Below are 13,968 nucleotides of genomic sequence, written 5' to 3' on the forward strand. Positions count from 1 at the left end.
ACAATGAGTTCGGACACCCTCTCGGCGTTCGTCGCCGGCGCCGAGGACCACCACGCGAGCGTCCACCCGTCCGCGCCCGACGCGGTCCCGGGGACCGTCGCCGACCTGATCGACCCGCCGGCGGTCGGGGTCCGGCTCCCGGACGGGCTCGACCTCCCCGAGGGCGTCGCGACAGATCCGACGCCGGCGGAGCTGGACGCCGCGAACACGGGGATCACCGCCGCACGCCTCGCGATCGCGGACTACGGGACGGTCGTGCTGGAGTCCGACGCCGCCGGCAGCGAGGCGGTCTCGCTGTTCCCCGAGCGTCACGTCGCGGTGGTGCGCGCCGGCGACGTGGTCCCCGGGATGCGCGAGGCGATCGGCCGCCTCGGCGACCGCCTCCGCGACGGCGCGAGCGAGGTGCTCGCGACGGGCCCCTCCGCGACCGCCGACATGGGTGACCTCGTGATCGGCGCGCACGGACCCAGGGAAGTCGAGATCGTCCTCGTGGAGGACAGCGATGAGTAAGCCCGACTCGCGCGCCGAGACGGCCGCCCGGATCCGCCACCTGCTGGAGACGGAGGGCGACGCAGTCGCCGAGAACACGCGCGGGTTCAACCGCGGTCGCCACGAGGCGGTGCGGGAGCTTGAGGGCTACGAGGCGCTGAAATCGGAGGCGCGGACGGTCAAGGAGGACGCGATCGAACGGCTGCCCGAGCTGATCGACGACCTCCGCGAGGCGGTCGAGGCGAACGGAGGCCGCGTGTACGTCGCCGACGACGCCGCGGACGCGAACGCGTACGTTCGCGAGGTGGTCGACGGGGGCACCGTCGTCAAGAGCAAGTCGATGACGACCGAGGAGCTGGAGTTGAACGAGGCGCTCGAAGCCGACGGCGCGGCCGTCACCGAGACGGACCTGGGCGAGTGGGTGCTCCAGTTGGCCGACGAGGCGCCGAGCCACATCGTCGGCCCCGCGATCCACAAATCGCGCGAGGGCATCGCCGACCTGTTCGCCGAGACGTTCGACCTCGCGGGCGAGGACCGTCCAGAGACCGCCGAGGAGCTGACCCGGTTCGCCCGCGAGCGGCTCCTCCGGGACATCCGCGAGGCCGACGTGGGCGTCACGGGCGCGAACTTCCTCGCCGCGGACTCGGGGACGATGGCGCTGGTCACCAGCGAAGGCAACGCCAGAAAGAGCGCCGTCGTCCCCGACACGCACGTCGCCGTCGCGGGCGTCGAGAAGGTGATCCCGACCGTCGAGGACCTCGCGCCGTTCATCGAGTTGATCGGCCGCTCGGGGACGGGCCAGGACATCACGTCCTACGTCTCGCTGCTCACGCCGCCGGTGGCGTCGCCGCCGGTCAGGTTTTCCGAGTCAGACGAGCCGATGGCCGACGCCGGAACCGCCGCCGGCGACGGCGCGTGCGAGGCCCACCCCGACCGGGAGTTCCACCTCGTGCTCGTCGACAACGGCCGGCTGGCGATGCGCGAGGACGACGACCTCCGGGAGACGCTGTACTGCATCCGCTGTGGCGCCTGCTCGAACTCGTGTGGCAACTTCCAGTCGGTCGGGGGCCACGCCTTCGGCGGCGAGACGTACTCCGGCGGCATCGCCACCGGCTGGGAGGCCGGCGTCGAGGGGCTCGACACGGCCGCCGAGTTCAACGACCTCTGTACCGGCTGCTCGCGCTGTGTGCCGGCGTGCCCCGTGAAGATCGACATCCCGTGGATCAACACGGTCGTCCGCGACCGGATCAACCGCGGCGGCGACCCAGGAAGGTTCGACCCGCTCGTCGAAGGACTCACCCCAGACGACGAATCCGGTGGGATAGACCCATCGAAACGCCTGTTCGGGAACTTCGACACCCTGGCGAAGCTGGGGAGCGCGACGGCGCCGCTGTCGAACTGGGGGGCGAGCCTCGGGCCGGTCCGCGCGGCGATGGACCGCTGGCTCGGGATCGCCCCCGAGCGCGACCTGCCGACGTTCGAGCGCGAGACGCTCGTCGACTGGTTCGAGTCGCGGGGCGGCCCCCGCGTGAGCGAGGGGATGGCGCGTCGGGAGGCCGTCGTCTACCCCGATACCTACACGAACCACGTCGCCGTCGACCGCGGGAAGGCCGCCGTCCGAACCCTCGAAGCGCTCGGCGTCCGCGCGCACGTCCCGGAGTCGACCGCCGTCGCGAGCGGCCGCGCGCCGCTGTCGCAGGGGATGGTCGAGACGGCCCGCGGGAAGGCCGAGCGCTGTCGCGACGCGCTGCTCGCGGAGGTCGACGCCGGTCGCGACGTGGTAGTGATCGAGCCGAGCGACCTGGCGGCGTTCGAGCGCGAGTACGAACGGCTGCTCCCGGAGGCGGACGCGACGGCGCTGGCGGACGGCTGCTATGAGGTGCTGGAGTACGTGTACGGCCTGCTGGAGAACGGGGCGGAGCCGGCCGGCCTCGCCGCGGCCGGGGACGGCCACGCGGCCGGCTACGGCGACAGTAGGGGCGCCGGCGATGGCGGCGACGACGGCGAGAGCGACGGTGACGGCGACGGCATCCCCGTCGCGTACCACGCCCACTGCCAGCAACGGACGCTGGATCTGGAGGCTCACACCGTCGCGGTGCTGGAGCGCCTCGGCTACGACGTGACCACCTCCGAGACGGAGTGTTGCGGGATGGCCGGCAGCTTCGGCTACAAGTCGGCGTACTACGAGCTGTCGATGGACGTGGGCGAGCCGCTGGTCGAGCAGTTCGGCGACGCCGACCGCGTGCTCGCCTCGGGCACCTCCTGCTGTGAGCAACTGGACGCGCTGCTCGGGCCGTCGACGGAGCATCCGATCGAGGCGATCGCGCCGCCCGAGCGGTAGCCGTCGCCCGCACCCTGTCGCGACGCGATCCTCCGCCGGTGGACTGTGGTCGCGAGAACCGGGAACGTGCGTCCGCCCAACGTCTGACGCGTGTAAGCCCGCGAGGAACGATTTTAAGACCCGCCCCGCCGATCTGCGGGACATGAACGCAGACGCGGCGCCACAGGAGATCACGACTCTCGTGGGGAGGGAGGTCTACTCCAACAACGGCGTGTTCGTGGGGGAAGTCGAGGACGTGCGCCTCGACCTGGATTCCGAGGCCGTCACCGGGCTCGCGCTGTCGCAACTCAGCGACGAACTGTTCGCCAGTCGGGTCGAGCCCGGGAAGGGCGTGATGATCCCGTACCGGTGGGTGCGCGCCGTCGGCGACGTGATCCTCATCAACGACACAATCGAGCGCCTCAAGGACGAGACCAACGAGGAGGCGGTCGCGTAGGTGCACGCGGCCGTGGTCGACCCGCTCGGTCGAGGCCTCGGCGGCGGCGCCGCTCCCGGCGCTATCGGCGTCTTCTCGGGACAGTCCGCGTCGCTGTCGGAGTAGCCTGCCGGGAACGCGGGGGACCGCGGCGCGGTGCCGCGGTGGGTCGGCGCGCGATACCGATGAGTTGCCCGTGCTGTACTCGAACGCCTGTGCGGTGGTTTCGACCCGGCCCTCTCACGCCGGGATGCGCTGTGCAGTTGGGTCAGACCCGCTGTCTCGGATGTCGGTCGGCAGCCTCTGCCACGTTCGAGCCGTTCGTCTGTCCTCGTTCGATGCCGACCACCTCTCGTGTGGTACTATGTGACATGGAGTATAAATCACTTTCTGCTGCGGCACCGACGACACCGGGGATCGATCGCCTGCGGACGGCCTTTCGATGAACGGACACAACGAACGGCGGACCGACGCCGCGATCGACGACGAGCCGACCTACCGGCGGTCGGCGCGGGTCGCTACGTACCGTTCGACGATTCGCTCGACCCGGACCCGGCGCTGGAGCTGCTCTCGACGCCCATCGCGTCGAACAGCTTCTTTCGAACGGCCTCCTCCGAGAGCGACAGCAGTGTGTCTCGGTTGGATTCGGTCGTCTCGATCCCGGTGAACAGACCCAGCGGGATCTCGGCGGTGCCCTGCTTCGCGTGGCCGACCGCCTCGCCAACGTCCGAGAAGCCGTCGCGGAGGACGTTGCCGATGTTGATGCGGATGTCCTTCGAGCGCGCGGCGAGGGTGATCGTGTCGTCGACGATGCCGAAGACGGCCGAGGTGGTGATACCCTCGAGATTGAGCAGCTGTTGGGCCGCCTGAGCGAGCGCCTCGCGGTCGCGGACGAAGCCGGCGTTGGAGATGAGGTGGCTGCCCTGGACCTCGCGGTTCTGAATGGCCTCCGCGAGCACGTCCAGCGTCTCCGGACTCATGCTTGGCGATTCCACGTCCTCAAGCGTGTCGTGGTTGGCGAACGGGTGGAGGTACGCCGCGGCCGTCAGGTCCGCGGGCGTCGTGTCGCGCTTGAAGTCGACCGTCTCCGCGCGGATGCCGTACAGCAGCGCGGTCGCGACCGTCTCGCTGGGCGAGAGGTCGAACTCCTGGAGGTACTTCGTGAGGATCGTCGAAGTGGAGGAGACGTTCTTGCGGATGTCGGTGAACGCCGCGTCGATGGCCGTCTCGGGCTCGTCGTGGTCGATGTAGATGTCGACCTCGGCGTCGATCTCGTTGCCGCCGCTCTCGGCGTAGTCGACGAGCGCGAGCGCGCCGTACTCCGAGAGCGGCCGGGTCTCGTCGCGGGCGTGGAGGTCGATCCCGAGCGTGTTGACGAACGCCCGGTTCTCCTGGTGGCCGATCTCGCCGTCGTAGAGTATCTCGGCCTCGACGTCGTACTCGGCGGCGATCGCCGCGAGCGCGACCGCGGCGGCGATGGAGTCGGGGTCGGGGTTGTCGTGGGCCAGCACCGCGAGCGTTCCGTCCGTGTCGCGGAGGATGTCCGCGAGCTGGCGGGCCTTGTACTCCAGCTCGCCGGACTCGAGCGAGCGGATCGCGGAGTCGGCGATGACCGTCGAGGGGTTGATCACCACGTCCGCGCCCAGGTCGGCGAGTTCGTCCTCGCTGACGGGGTCGGAGGCGCGGACGACGACGTACTGGTCGCCGCCGCGCTCGCGGATGGCGCGGACGGCGTCCTTGTTGGCGTCGACGTCCGACGAGAGGATGAGGATCACGTCGCGGTCGGCGACCGCCTCGACCACGCCGTCCTCGGAGATGTCCTGCTGTTGGGCGTTCAGGTCCTGATCCCGTAGGGCCTCAACGCGGGACTCGTCCTTGTCCAGGATCAGCACGTCCTTCTCCTCGGCGGTCAAGGCGTCGGCCACCGCGTGCCCGACGCTCCCGCACCCGAGAATGGCGTACGTCGACATCGACGAGACGGTGACCCCGGTGCTCATGTGGAGCGGAATCGGGACGGACGGCACTTAAGCGGTGATGTTCGCCCCCGCGACGCCGTCGGTGAAACGGAAGGCCTTTTAGCGTACCCTCGCATCCTCGAAACGCAAGGGCTTGTAGCTCAGTCAGGGAGAGCGACGGACTCTTAATCCGTCGGTCGGGGGTTCAACTCCCTCCAAGCCCGCTTTTTCGAGGCGCACTGTGACGAGAACGGTGAGCGGAGCGAACCGTTCGAGGAACCGCGCCGAGTACCGGTCGTCTGAGGGAGTTGAACTACGGCACGAGCGAGCGACAGCGAGCGAAGTGCAGGTGGTTCAACTCCCTCCAAGCCCGCTTCTGACGCGACACACCGCGACGAAAGACGTGAGCGGAGCGAACGTCGTGAGGAGCCGTGTCGCGGAACGGCGTCCGAGGGAGTTGAAGCAGGGAAGTCGCACGCGGGCGAGCGGAGCGAGCCGAGTACGTCAGACCGTGGTTCAACTCCCTCCAAGCCCGCTTTTTCGAGGCGCACTGTGACGATCAAAACTCCGTCAACGTCCCGCTCGCAACGTCGACCCTGACGAGTCCCTCGCTCGACACCTCGCCGTCGTCATCATCGCCCCGGTCGTGGCCGGACTCGTCACCCTCGTCGGCCGACTCGTCCGCTTCTGTGTCGGCATGCATCGCGTACGTCTCCGCGAGGCGGCGCTCGACCCACGCGGCGCGCTCGGGGTCGTCAACCCGCGCCGCGGTGCCGAGGAGGGTCGCCTGCCAGTCGACGGTGCCGGCGCGGTCGGCCGACTCGATCGACAGCGCGACCCGGGGGTTTCGGTCGATGTTCTCCAGCTTCCGCCCGCCGGTGAACAGCCACACCGCGTCCGCGTCGTCGTCGAGGACGAACCACACGGGGGCGACGTGCGGACGGTCGTCGACGGCGGTCGCGAGGTGGGCCGACAGCGCGAGTCCGTCGAGGTGGTCCCGGAGCGCAGAGAGCGAATCCATACCCGACGGACGCGTCGCTGGCGGGTATCGGTTGCTCCCGTTCCAGCGGGGCGCTACTCGTCGGGGTCGGCCGCCAGCGCCGCCGAGCGGAGCGACTCGCCGCGCTCGGTTTCGACCGTCAGGTCCGGAACGGGCGTCGGCCTCCGGTCCTCGTCGAGCGCGACGAAGACGAACGTGGCCTCGGTCGTCAACTCGCGTTCGCCCGTCTCCGGCGTCTCGCGGAAGGCCCGGAGGCGGACACGGATCGAGGTTCGCCCGGTCTCGTACGCGTACGACTCGATGACGCAGGTGTCGCCGCGGGGGATCGGCCGCGAGAAATCGAGTCGGTCGATGCTTGCGGTGACGCAGGGGTGACCCGCCAGGCGCATCGCCGACATCGCGCCGACCTCGTCCATCCACTTCGCGACGTTGCCGCCGTGGGCGGTGTCGTAGTTGTTCGTGTCGTCCGGCTGGACGCGCTCGCGGTTCTCGATGTACGTGTCGAGGAGGGTGACCATACCCGCCGTTCGCGACGGCGCGGGAAGAAACCGGGCCGTGGCGTTCGACCGGCGAGCACTGGTTCGCCGAGTGCCGGGTCGCGGATGCCGACTCGCGGGTGCCGGCAGAACGGTCGCGCTTCGACGGCCATTTCACCGGCGCCGCGAAGCGGGGGACGTGACGGACGCCTCCGTATCGCGACTCCAGTTCTGGACGCTGTACCTCTCGCGGTTCGCCGGCGGCTTCGGGAGCATCTCGCTCGTGATCCTCTTTCCGAAGCTCGCGGCCGAGCTCGGCATCGAGGGCGTCGGTGCCGGCCTGTTCTACACCGTCTACACGCTCGCCCAGACCGTGATGGTCGTCCCGCTCGCGTGGGCCGGCGACCGCTATGACAAGCGACTCGTCCTCGTCGGCACCCTCCTCGTGGGGATCCTCACCTACGGCGCGTTCGGGTTCGTCTCGACCGAGCCCCAGCTGCTCGCCGTCCGCGCCGCACAGGGGATCGTCTTCACCGGGATGGGGCTGATGACGCTCGGGCTCGTCGGCGAGCTCGCGACCCGCGGCACGCGCGCCAACCGGATCGGGCGCGCCAACGCGGCCGCCTTCGCCGCCTCCATCCTCGGCGGCCTCTCGGCGGGGTTCCTGTACGACTACTTCGACGGCGCCCGCGAGGTGTTCCTCCTCATCGCCGGGCTCTACGTCGTCACCTTCGCCGCGACCGCGCTCCTCCTCTCCGCGGACGACACCCGGATCTCGGGGTTCCCGTTCTCCGATCTCGCGGTGAACCGCCGGATCCTCACGCTCACCTCCTTCCGTGCGCAGTACGCCGTCGCGGTGACGCTCGTCCGTAACTGGATCCCCTTCTTCGCGGGCTACGCCGCCGTCAACGGCGGCCTCGCGTATCCGGCGTTCGCCGTGGCCGTCATCACCGTCTCCGAGAAGTTCACCAACATGCTCCTCCAGCCGTTCACCGGCCGGCTGTCGGACTCGGCCGGGCGCGCCCTGTTCGTCTTCGCCGGCGGCGGCGCCTACGGCCTCGTCGCGCTCGCGGTGCCGTTCACGCCGATGGTCGGCGAGGCGCTGGGGCTCCCAAGTTCGTTCCCGGTCGTCGGCGCCGTCTCCGCGGCGTTCGTCCCGCTCGTGCTCCTCAACTGCGGGCTCGGCGTCGCCGACAGCTTCCGCGAGCCGGCGAGCATGGCGCTGTTCGCCGACGAGGGCAGCGACGGCGAGGGGGTCGCCTCCAGTTTCGGCATCCGCGAGCTGGTGTGGCGGCCCGGCTCGGTGATCGCGCCGGTCGTCGGCGGCTGGCTGATGGCGAACGTCGGGATGGACTCCGTGTTCTACCTCGGCGGCGGCTTCGCCCTACTTGGCGCGCTCACCTTCCTCGGGGTGCTGTGGCGGTTCCACGGCGCCAACGCGCTCGGGGAGTGGTAGACGGGGGGCGATCGGTACGGGGCTGGCGTCCACAGGTACTCCGGCGAACGACTTCGGGATCAGACGATCGGCTCTCCCTCCTCGTCGACCGGCGTCTTCACGACCAGCACCGGCCGGTCGCTCGCGCGGACGACGCGCTCGGTGACGCTGCCGACGAGCGTTCGGTACTCGTCGGGGCGTCGCTGGCTGCCCGCCACGATCAGGTCGGCGTCGATCTCGTCGGCGACCTCCAGGATGGTCTCGTCGGGCGTGCCGTGACGGAGGTGGGTTTCGACGGCGACGCCCGCGCCGGTGCCCCGGTCGCGAACGTCGGCGAGCGTTTCCTCGCCGAGGTCCTCGAAGCCGTACTCGGGCCCCTCGTGCCCGTCGACGTACTCGTCGCCGGGGTAGGTGGTGATGGCGGCCTCGTCGACGACGAACAGCGCGTGCAGCGTCGCCTCGCGGTCGACCGCGATGTCGAGGTCGTCCAGCAGTCGGGCGCGGTCGGCCGCGAGATCCAGCGCGTGGTCGGTCGCGTTGATCGACGCGACGCCGCCGTTGGTCGCCAGCAGGATGTCCTCGTACATGACGGGCTCCTGTTGGTACGCCGAGGAGAAAAAGCGGACGACCGTTCCCCGTCGCCGGGGGCGACCGAACGCGGGAGTGATCGAACGCCGAAGTCGACGCTGACGTCGCCCCTACGCGAACAGTTCGGTCAGTTCCAACAGAACGCCGGGGATCACCGCCAGGAGCACCCCGACCGCGATCAGGATCGCGGGCAGCCACAGCAACCCGGACTGCGTGAACAGCCACAGCCCGACGCCCGCGAGCGCGAGCAGGATGCCTATCACCCTGAACAGCCACACGACTGCCCCCTCCAGTTCCGAGTCCGCTACGACCTCCGCGGCCTCGAGTACCTCGTCCATGCGGCCGGCTGTTGGCGCCGCCGACCACTTGGATTTGGTGGCCTCCCGACGACAGAATCCGCGGTTCGTCAATCCAGCCGCGACGGTGACGGGCAGCCGAACGGTGACCGACGCCCGTGGTGTGGCCTTACAGCCGTGACGCCGTCGCCTCGACGCCCGCGCCGACATCCACATCGGCGCCGTGTTCGGCGAGCGTCTGCCCGAGCGCCGACACGAGCAGCGACACGTTCGCCGGACGCGCGGAGTGACCCATGCAGCCGATCCGGAAGATCTCTCCCTCCAGATCACCGAGCCCGGAGGCGATCTCCAGGTCGTACCCCTCCAGCAGGTACGAGATGACCGCACCGTCGTCGACGCCGTCGGGCACCCGAACCGCGTTGAGGCTCGGCAGCCAGTACTCGTCGGCGGCGTTCATCTCCAGCCCCATCGCCTCGACGCCCGCCTTCAGCGCGCCCGCGGTCTCCCGGTGGCGCGCCCAGCGCGACTCGATCCCCTCCTCGGCGACGAGGCGCAGCGCCTCCCGCAGCGCGTAGACGTTCGTGATCGGCGCCGTGTGGTGGTACGCGCGCTCCTCGCCCCAGTACCCCTCCAGCAGCGAGAGGTCGAGGTACCACGAGCGGGCGGGCTCCTCGCGCCCGAGGACCTTGTCCATCGCGCGGTCGTTGAGCGTCAGCGGCGACGCCCCCGGCGGGCACGAGAGACACTTCTGGGGGCCGGAGTAGGCGGCGTCGACGCCCCACTCGTCGACCTCCAGGGGAACGCCCCCCAGCGACGTGACGCAGTCGGCGATCACGTACGCGTCGTGGTCGTGCGCGATGCTCGTCAGTTCCGGCACGTCCGGCTGTCGGACGCCCGTCGACGTTTCGGCGTGGACGAAGCCGAACACGTCGGGCTGGTGCTCGTCGAAGGCCGTCTGTACGTCGACGGGGTCGAGCGGCTCGCCCCACGGCGCGTCGACCTCGACCACGTCGCCGCCGGCGCGGCGCGCCATCTCGGCCATCCGGCCGCCGAAGTAGCCGTTCGTCGGGACGAGCATCGTGTCGCCCGGCTCGACGAGGTTGCCGATGGCGGCCTCCATCGACGCCGACCCCGTGCCCGAGACGGGGATCGTCCACTGGTTGTCGGTGCGGAAGGCGTACCGGAGCAGCTCCTGCGTCTCGTCCATGATCTCGATGAACGACGGGTCGAGGTGTCCGACGAGCGGCGTGCTCATCGCGCGAAGGACCCGCGGGTGTACGTCGCTCGGGCCGGGACCCATGAGGGTTCGGTCCGGCGGCGTGAGTTCGCCGACCTCGGGGGCCTCGGTCTCGTCGAGTTCGGGCTGGTGCATGTCCGCGTGGTTCTCCGGAGCGGCCAAAGGTTACTCGGTTCGTATCTCCCGAAACCGGGAGAAGTCGGTTCCGCAACCCGCCGGCCGAGGAGCTCGACCGCGGAGACAACGCTCATGAACCGCCGCCGGAAACGGACGTGCATGACTACCGACGACGCCGCCCCCAGGGCGTGGTTCGACGCCGGCGACGACGAGTCGCCGGCCGACCGCGTCCGCGACGGCGACGCCGACGCGCCGGCCGACTGGCCGGCGCTCGCCGTCGAGACCGGCTTCGCCGCCGACGAGGACGACTACTACGCGAAGCTCCGCGAGGCGACCGTCGAGGCGGCCCGCGCAGAGGTCGACGAGCGCGAGCGCGCCGACGATCGCCAGCTGCTCCACGCGGTTCGCGCGATGGACGACGCCGACCGCGTCGCGAACGAGCTCGCCGAACGCGTCTCCGAGTGGGCGGGCACGCTGTTCCCGGACGCCGGAACCGGCGTCGACGGCTGCCGGGAGATCGCCGAGCGCGACCCGGAGGGGCCGGCCGAGGAGCGCGTCGTCTCGCTGGCGACCCGCGTCGCCGACCTCGACCGCGAGGCCGACGAGCTGGAGTCGTTCATCGAATCGCGCGCGCCGGTGGCCGCCCCGAACCTCGCAGCGCTCGCGGGGCCGGTACTTGCCGCCCGGCTCATTTCGCTGGCCGGCGGACTGGAGACGCTCGCGAAGAAGCCGTCCGGGACGTTGCAGGTGCTCGGCGCCGAGGACGCGCTGTTCGCGCACCTTCGCGGCCACGGCTCCTCGCCGAAACACGGCGTCATCTACACCCACGAGTACGTCCGCGGCACCCGCCCCGAGGACCGCGGCTCCGCCTCGCGGGCGCTCGCGGGGAAGCTGACGATCGCCGCCCGCATCGACCACTACTCGGGCGACTACCGCCCGGAGCTGGAGGCGGAGCTGGACGAGCGGATGCGGACGATCCGCGCCCGCGCCGCCGACGACGGCGGTGATTCGGAATGACCGACGCCGACGCGTCGCTTCCGGCGGGCGTCCGGCGTCGCGAGTTCGACGGCCGCGACCGGCTTGCGACGCGCGGGGAGCCGGTGTACGGCGAACCCACCGACGACGAGTGGCGCGCGTGGGATGCCGGCCGGTCGAAGCTCGGCGGGATGCTCGAACTCGGGATGGAAACCGGGCTCTCGGGCGGCGAGACGGTGCTGTATCTCGGCGCCGCCAACGGCACCACCGTCAGCCACGTCGCCGACTTCGCCGGGCCGACGTACGCTGTCGAGTTCTCGCCGCGTCCCGTGCGGGACCTGCTCGACGCCTGCGAGCCGCGGCCCAACCTCTTCCCGCTGCTCAAGGACGCCCGCCGACCCGAGACGTACGCCCACGTCGTCGAGGCGGACTGCGACGTGCTCGTGCAGGACGTGGCGACCCGCGGCCAGGCCGACGTGGCCGTTCGCAACCGACAGTTCCTCGCCGATGACGGCCGACTCCTGCTGGCGGTGAAGGCTCGCTCGGAGGACGTGGCAGCCGCTCCCGACGCCGTGTTCGAGGAGGTGCTCGCGGAGCTGAAGTCCACGTACGAGGTACTGGAGACTCGGCGACTCGACCGGTTCCACGAGGACCATCTCGGCGTCGTCGCGACGCCTCGGTAGCGGGGACGCACTCGCTGGCGCTGATTGCTCGGTCGCGCGTCGCCGCGGCTACCCGGACTGTGCGTCCGACCTCGCCGAGCGGCCGCGCGGTCGGACGCCGGCACGTCCGGTGGGCGGTGGTCGCGTCATCGGACTTGAATGTTCGTCGGAGTGCCGCGTTCGAGGGCCGGTTTCCCGAGATATATACCACCGCACGCCGAAGCCGTCGCCGATGGACACGGGTTCGGCGGCGGCGTTCGAGCGGATGGGCACGCTTGGAGTCGAGGAGGAGTTCTTCGTCGTCGACGGCGACGGGCGTCCGACCTCGGGCAGCGACCAGCTCGTGTACGGTGACCGCGAACCGCCCGAGCCGCTCGGGGGGCGGATCGACCACGAGCTGTTCAAGTTCGTCGTCGAGACCCAGACGCCGCTCATCGAGGACCCCGGATCCGTTCGCGATCACGTCGTCGGGGTCAGGGAGGCGCTCGTCGAGTACGCGGAGTCGTACGACCTGCAGATCGCCGGCGCCGGACTCCATCCGGCCGCCGTCTGGCGCGAACTCGATCACGCGGAGAAGCCCCGCTACCGGTCCCAGCTGGACCGGATCCAGTACCCCCAACACCGGAACACGACGGCGGGACTGCACGTCCACGTCGGCGTCGACGACGCGGACAAGGCGACGTGGATCGCCAACGAGATCCGGTGGTTCCTCCCGCCGCTGTTGGCGCTGTCGGCGAATTCGCCGTTCTGGAACGGCTACGACACCGGGCTCGCGTCGGCGCGGGCGACGGTGTTCGAGAACCTCCCGAACACCGGGATCCCGGGTCGGTTCGAGAACTTCGCCGCCTTCGACGAGTTCGAACGGCGGATGGTGGAGCACGGCTCCATCGAGGACCGCGGCGAGCTCTGGTTCGAGGTGCGCCCGCACACGGGCCACGGCACCGTCGAGGTGCGCACGCCCGACGGGCAGTCGAACCCGGACGTCGTCTGCGCGTTCGTGGAGTACGTTCACGCGCTCGTCGTCCACCTGGCGGAACGGTACGAGGACGAGGCCCAGCCCGGATCCGCGGCTGGGTCTGACGGGAGCCTTCGACGCGAACTCCTCGACGAGAACAAGTGGCGCGCGATCCGGAACGGCCGCGACGCGTCGTTCGTCGACCGCGACGGCGACTCGCAGGTCGACCTGGCGACCGTCGTCGACCGCGAGTGCGACCGGCTCGGCGTCGAGGGGCTTCGATACCTCCTCGACCGGGAGTCCGGGGCGTCGCGACAGCGGCGCATCCGCGAGCGCGAGGGGCTCGACGGACTGTGTCGCGATCTGCTGATCGACGAGCACGACGCGTAGGCGGGGCGAACGCGGGGTCGTTCGTCCCCGACCGGTTCGCCCGCCGACGGGGTTTTCCCTGCGGAGTTCTGACCGCCCGAATGGGACACATGGCTACCGACGAGGCCCCCGATGACGGCGACGAGGCGGACGGCGCCGACGACGAGGACGCCCCGCGAACGGAGCTTCGCGAGGCCGCACAGCGTCTCGAATCGGGCGCTGCGGAGGTCGCCGACGGCTTCGACGAGCGCATCGTCGACCTGTTGGCGTGGCTGCTGGACACCGAGACGCGGGCCCGGATCTACGTGTTCCTCCGCGAACAACCCGGGTCGACGAGCGAGGAGGTCGCCGACGGCACCGGGCTGTACCCCAGCACCGTTCGCGAGGCGCTCGCGGAGCTGCACGACGAGGAGACGGTTACCCGGACGAAGCGGGAGTCCGCCGGCGCGGGGAACAACCCCTACGAGTACGAGGCGATCGATCCCGCCGCGCTCGTCGAGGGCGCGGTCGGGCAGGTGCAGGACCAGCTGAACGCCGTGTTCACGCTCGACTCGCGGCTCTCCGGCGACGGGGAGTCGGCGGACGGGACCGACGAACCGGTTCGGATCTCGGTCGAGACAGAACGGGACGACGGGTAACGTCGCTTTTAGGTGTCGGG

General features: G+C 70.4%; 14 protein-coding genes and 1 tRNA gene. 9 read left to right on the forward strand and 6 right to left on the reverse strand.

What is annotated here, in order from left to right:
- The first annotated feature begins 3 nt into the window (after positions 1 to 3).
- From K6T36_RS04010 to K6T36_RS04020, 3 genes are all read left to right on the forward strand, one after another.
- Entirely contained in the window at positions 4 to 510 is a 507-nt protein-coding gene (locus tag K6T36_RS04010; protein ID WP_222922701.1) for a LutC/YkgG family protein, read from the forward strand.
- Positions 503 to 2,830: an LUD domain-containing protein gene (locus tag K6T36_RS04015; protein WP_222922702.1), complete on the forward strand. Its 2,328-nt coding sequence runs from the start codon at positions 503 to 505 to the stop codon at positions 2,828 to 2,830. Before K6T36_RS04010 ends, K6T36_RS04015 begins: the two co-directional genes overlap by 8 nt.
- 142 nt (positions 2,831 to 2,972) lie before the next feature.
- Positions 2,973 to 3,266, forward strand: a complete 294-nt coding sequence (locus tag K6T36_RS04020; RefSeq protein WP_222922703.1) for a PRC-barrel domain-containing protein — start codon at positions 2,973 to 2,975, stop codon at positions 3,264 to 3,266.
- Positions 3,267 to 3,763: 497 nt separating this feature from the next.
- On the opposite strand, the gene K6T36_RS04025 is transcribed toward K6T36_RS04020, so the two are convergent.
- Entirely contained in the window at positions 3,764 to 5,242 is a 1,479-nt protein-coding gene (locus tag K6T36_RS04025) for a DHH family phosphoesterase (protein WP_222922704.1), read from the reverse strand.
- A gap of 108 nt (positions 5,243 to 5,350) precedes the next feature.
- Here K6T36_RS04025 and K6T36_RS04030 point away from each other — a divergent pair.
- Positions 5,351 to 5,424: transfer RNA gene (locus K6T36_RS04030), tRNA-Lys, on the forward strand.
- A gap of 335 nt (positions 5,425 to 5,759) precedes the next feature.
- Here K6T36_RS04030 and K6T36_RS04035 read toward each other — a convergent pair.
- Both K6T36_RS04035 and K6T36_RS04040 read right to left on the reverse strand, forming a co-directional pair.
- Positions 5,760 to 6,221, reverse strand: a complete 462-nt coding sequence (locus tag K6T36_RS04035; protein WP_222922705.1) for a pyridoxamine 5'-phosphate oxidase family protein — start codon at positions 6,219 to 6,221, stop codon at positions 5,760 to 5,762.
- A gap of 53 nt (positions 6,222 to 6,274) precedes the next feature.
- Positions 6,275 to 6,718 carry an acyl-CoA thioesterase gene (locus K6T36_RS04040; RefSeq protein WP_222922706.1) on the reverse strand — a complete coding sequence of 148 codons (444 nt, stop codon included), beginning with the start codon at positions 6,716 to 6,718 and terminating at the stop codon, positions 6,275 to 6,277.
- 157 nt (positions 6,719 to 6,875) lie between these two features.
- Here K6T36_RS04040 and K6T36_RS04045 point away from each other — a divergent pair, with 157 nt between their 5' ends.
- On the forward strand, positions 6,876 to 8,132 hold the full coding sequence (locus K6T36_RS04045; protein ID WP_225935182.1) for an MFS transporter: 1,257 nt from the start codon (positions 6,876 to 6,878) through the stop codon (positions 8,130 to 8,132).
- Between the two features lie 59 nt (positions 8,133 to 8,191).
- On the opposite strand, the gene K6T36_RS04050 is transcribed toward K6T36_RS04045, so the two are convergent.
- The 3 genes from K6T36_RS04050 to K6T36_RS04060 all read right to left on the reverse strand — a co-directional run bounded on the left by K6T36_RS04050 (position 8,192) and on the right by K6T36_RS04060 (position 10,367).
- Positions 8,192 to 8,698, reverse strand: a complete 507-nt coding sequence (locus K6T36_RS04050) for a universal stress protein (protein ID WP_222922708.1) — start codon at positions 8,696 to 8,698, stop codon at positions 8,192 to 8,194.
- A gap of 111 nt (positions 8,699 to 8,809) precedes the next feature.
- Entirely contained in the window at positions 8,810 to 9,037 is a 228-nt protein-coding gene (locus K6T36_RS04055; RefSeq protein WP_222608165.1) for a hypothetical protein, read from the reverse strand.
- A 127-nt stretch (positions 9,038 to 9,164) separates the two neighbouring features.
- Positions 9,165 to 10,367 carry a pyridoxal-phosphate-dependent aminotransferase family protein gene (locus K6T36_RS04060; RefSeq protein ID WP_222922709.1) on the reverse strand — a complete coding sequence of 401 codons (1,203 nt, stop codon included), beginning with the start codon at positions 10,365 to 10,367 and terminating at the stop codon, positions 9,165 to 9,167.
- A 141-nt stretch (positions 10,368 to 10,508) separates the two neighbouring features.
- On the opposite strand from K6T36_RS04060, the gene K6T36_RS04065 reads away from it, so the two are divergent.
- The 4 genes from K6T36_RS04065 to K6T36_RS04080 all read left to right on the forward strand — a co-directional run bounded on the left by K6T36_RS04065 (position 10,509) and on the right by K6T36_RS04080 (position 13,948).
- Positions 10,509 to 11,366 carry an NOP5/NOP56 family protein gene (locus K6T36_RS04065; protein WP_222922710.1) on the forward strand — a complete coding sequence of 286 codons (858 nt, stop codon included), beginning with the start codon at positions 10,509 to 10,511 and terminating at the stop codon, positions 11,364 to 11,366.
- On the forward strand, positions 11,363 to 12,007 hold the full coding sequence (locus tag K6T36_RS04070; protein ID WP_222922711.1) for a fibrillarin-like rRNA/tRNA 2'-O-methyltransferase: 645 nt from the start codon (positions 11,363 to 11,365) through the stop codon (positions 12,005 to 12,007). The genes K6T36_RS04065 and K6T36_RS04070 overlap by 4 nt, the downstream gene beginning before the upstream one ends.
- Before the next feature lie 211 nt (positions 12,008 to 12,218).
- Entirely contained in the window at positions 12,219 to 13,331 is a 1,113-nt protein-coding gene (locus K6T36_RS04075) for a glutamate--cysteine ligase (RefSeq protein WP_222922712.1), read from the forward strand.
- Positions 13,332 to 13,420: 89 nt separating this feature from the next.
- Complete coding sequence (locus K6T36_RS04080; protein ID WP_222923354.1) at positions 13,421 to 13,948, forward strand: winged helix-turn-helix domain-containing protein; 528 nt, start codon at positions 13,421 to 13,423, stop codon at positions 13,946 to 13,948.
- Positions 13,949 to 13,968 lie beyond the last annotated feature (20 nt).

Source organism: Halobaculum roseum (assembly GCF_019880245.1).
Taxonomy (GTDB): Archaea; Halobacteriota; Halobacteria; order Halobacteriales; family Haloferacaceae; genus Halobaculum; species Halobaculum roseum.

Bases quoted from the DNA above. Each gene is read 5' to 3' on its own strand.
- K6T36_RS04025 (WP_222922704.1), bottom strand. From the start codon at position 5,242: ATGAGCACCGGGGTCACCGTCTCGTCGATGTCGACGTACGCCATTCTC.
- K6T36_RS04010 (WP_222922701.1), top strand. From the start codon at position 4: ATGAGTTCGGACACCCTCTCGGCGTTCGTCGCCGGCGCCGAGGACCAC.
- K6T36_RS04050 (WP_222922708.1), bottom strand. From the start codon at position 8,698: ATGTACGAGGACATCCTGCTGGCGACCAACGGCGGCGTCGCGTCGATC.
- K6T36_RS04035 (WP_222922705.1), bottom strand. From the start codon at position 6,221: ATGGATTCGCTCTCTGCGCTCCGGGACCACCTCGACGGACTCGCGCTG.
- K6T36_RS04020 (WP_222922703.1), top strand. From the start codon at position 2,973: ATGAACGCAGACGCGGCGCCACAGGAGATCACGACTCTCGTGGGGAGG.
- K6T36_RS04065 (WP_222922710.1), top strand. From the start codon at position 10,509: ATGACTACCGACGACGCCGCCCCCAGGGCGTGGTTCGACGCCGGCGAC.
- K6T36_RS04070 (WP_222922711.1), top strand. From the start codon at position 11,363: ATGACCGACGCCGACGCGTCGCTTCCGGCGGGCGTCCGGCGTCGCGAG.
- K6T36_RS04015 (WP_222922702.1), top strand. From the start codon at position 503: ATGAGTAAGCCCGACTCGCGCGCCGAGACGGCCGCCCGGATCCGCCAC.
- K6T36_RS04055 (WP_222608165.1), bottom strand. From the start codon at position 9,037: ATGGACGAGGTACTCGAGGCCGCGGAGGTCGTAGCGGACTCGGAACTG.
- K6T36_RS04040 (WP_222922706.1), bottom strand. From the start codon at position 6,718: ATGGTCACCCTCCTCGACACGTACATCGAGAACCGCGAGCGCGTCCAG.
- K6T36_RS04060 (WP_222922709.1), bottom strand. From the start codon at position 10,367: ATGCACCAGCCCGAACTCGACGAGACCGAGGCCCCCGAGGTCGGCGAA.
- K6T36_RS04075 (WP_222922712.1), top strand. From the start codon at position 12,219: ATGGACACGGGTTCGGCGGCGGCGTTCGAGCGGATGGGCACGCTTGGA.
- K6T36_RS04080 (WP_222923354.1), top strand. From the start codon at position 13,421: ATGGCTACCGACGAGGCCCCCGATGACGGCGACGAGGCGGACGGCGCC.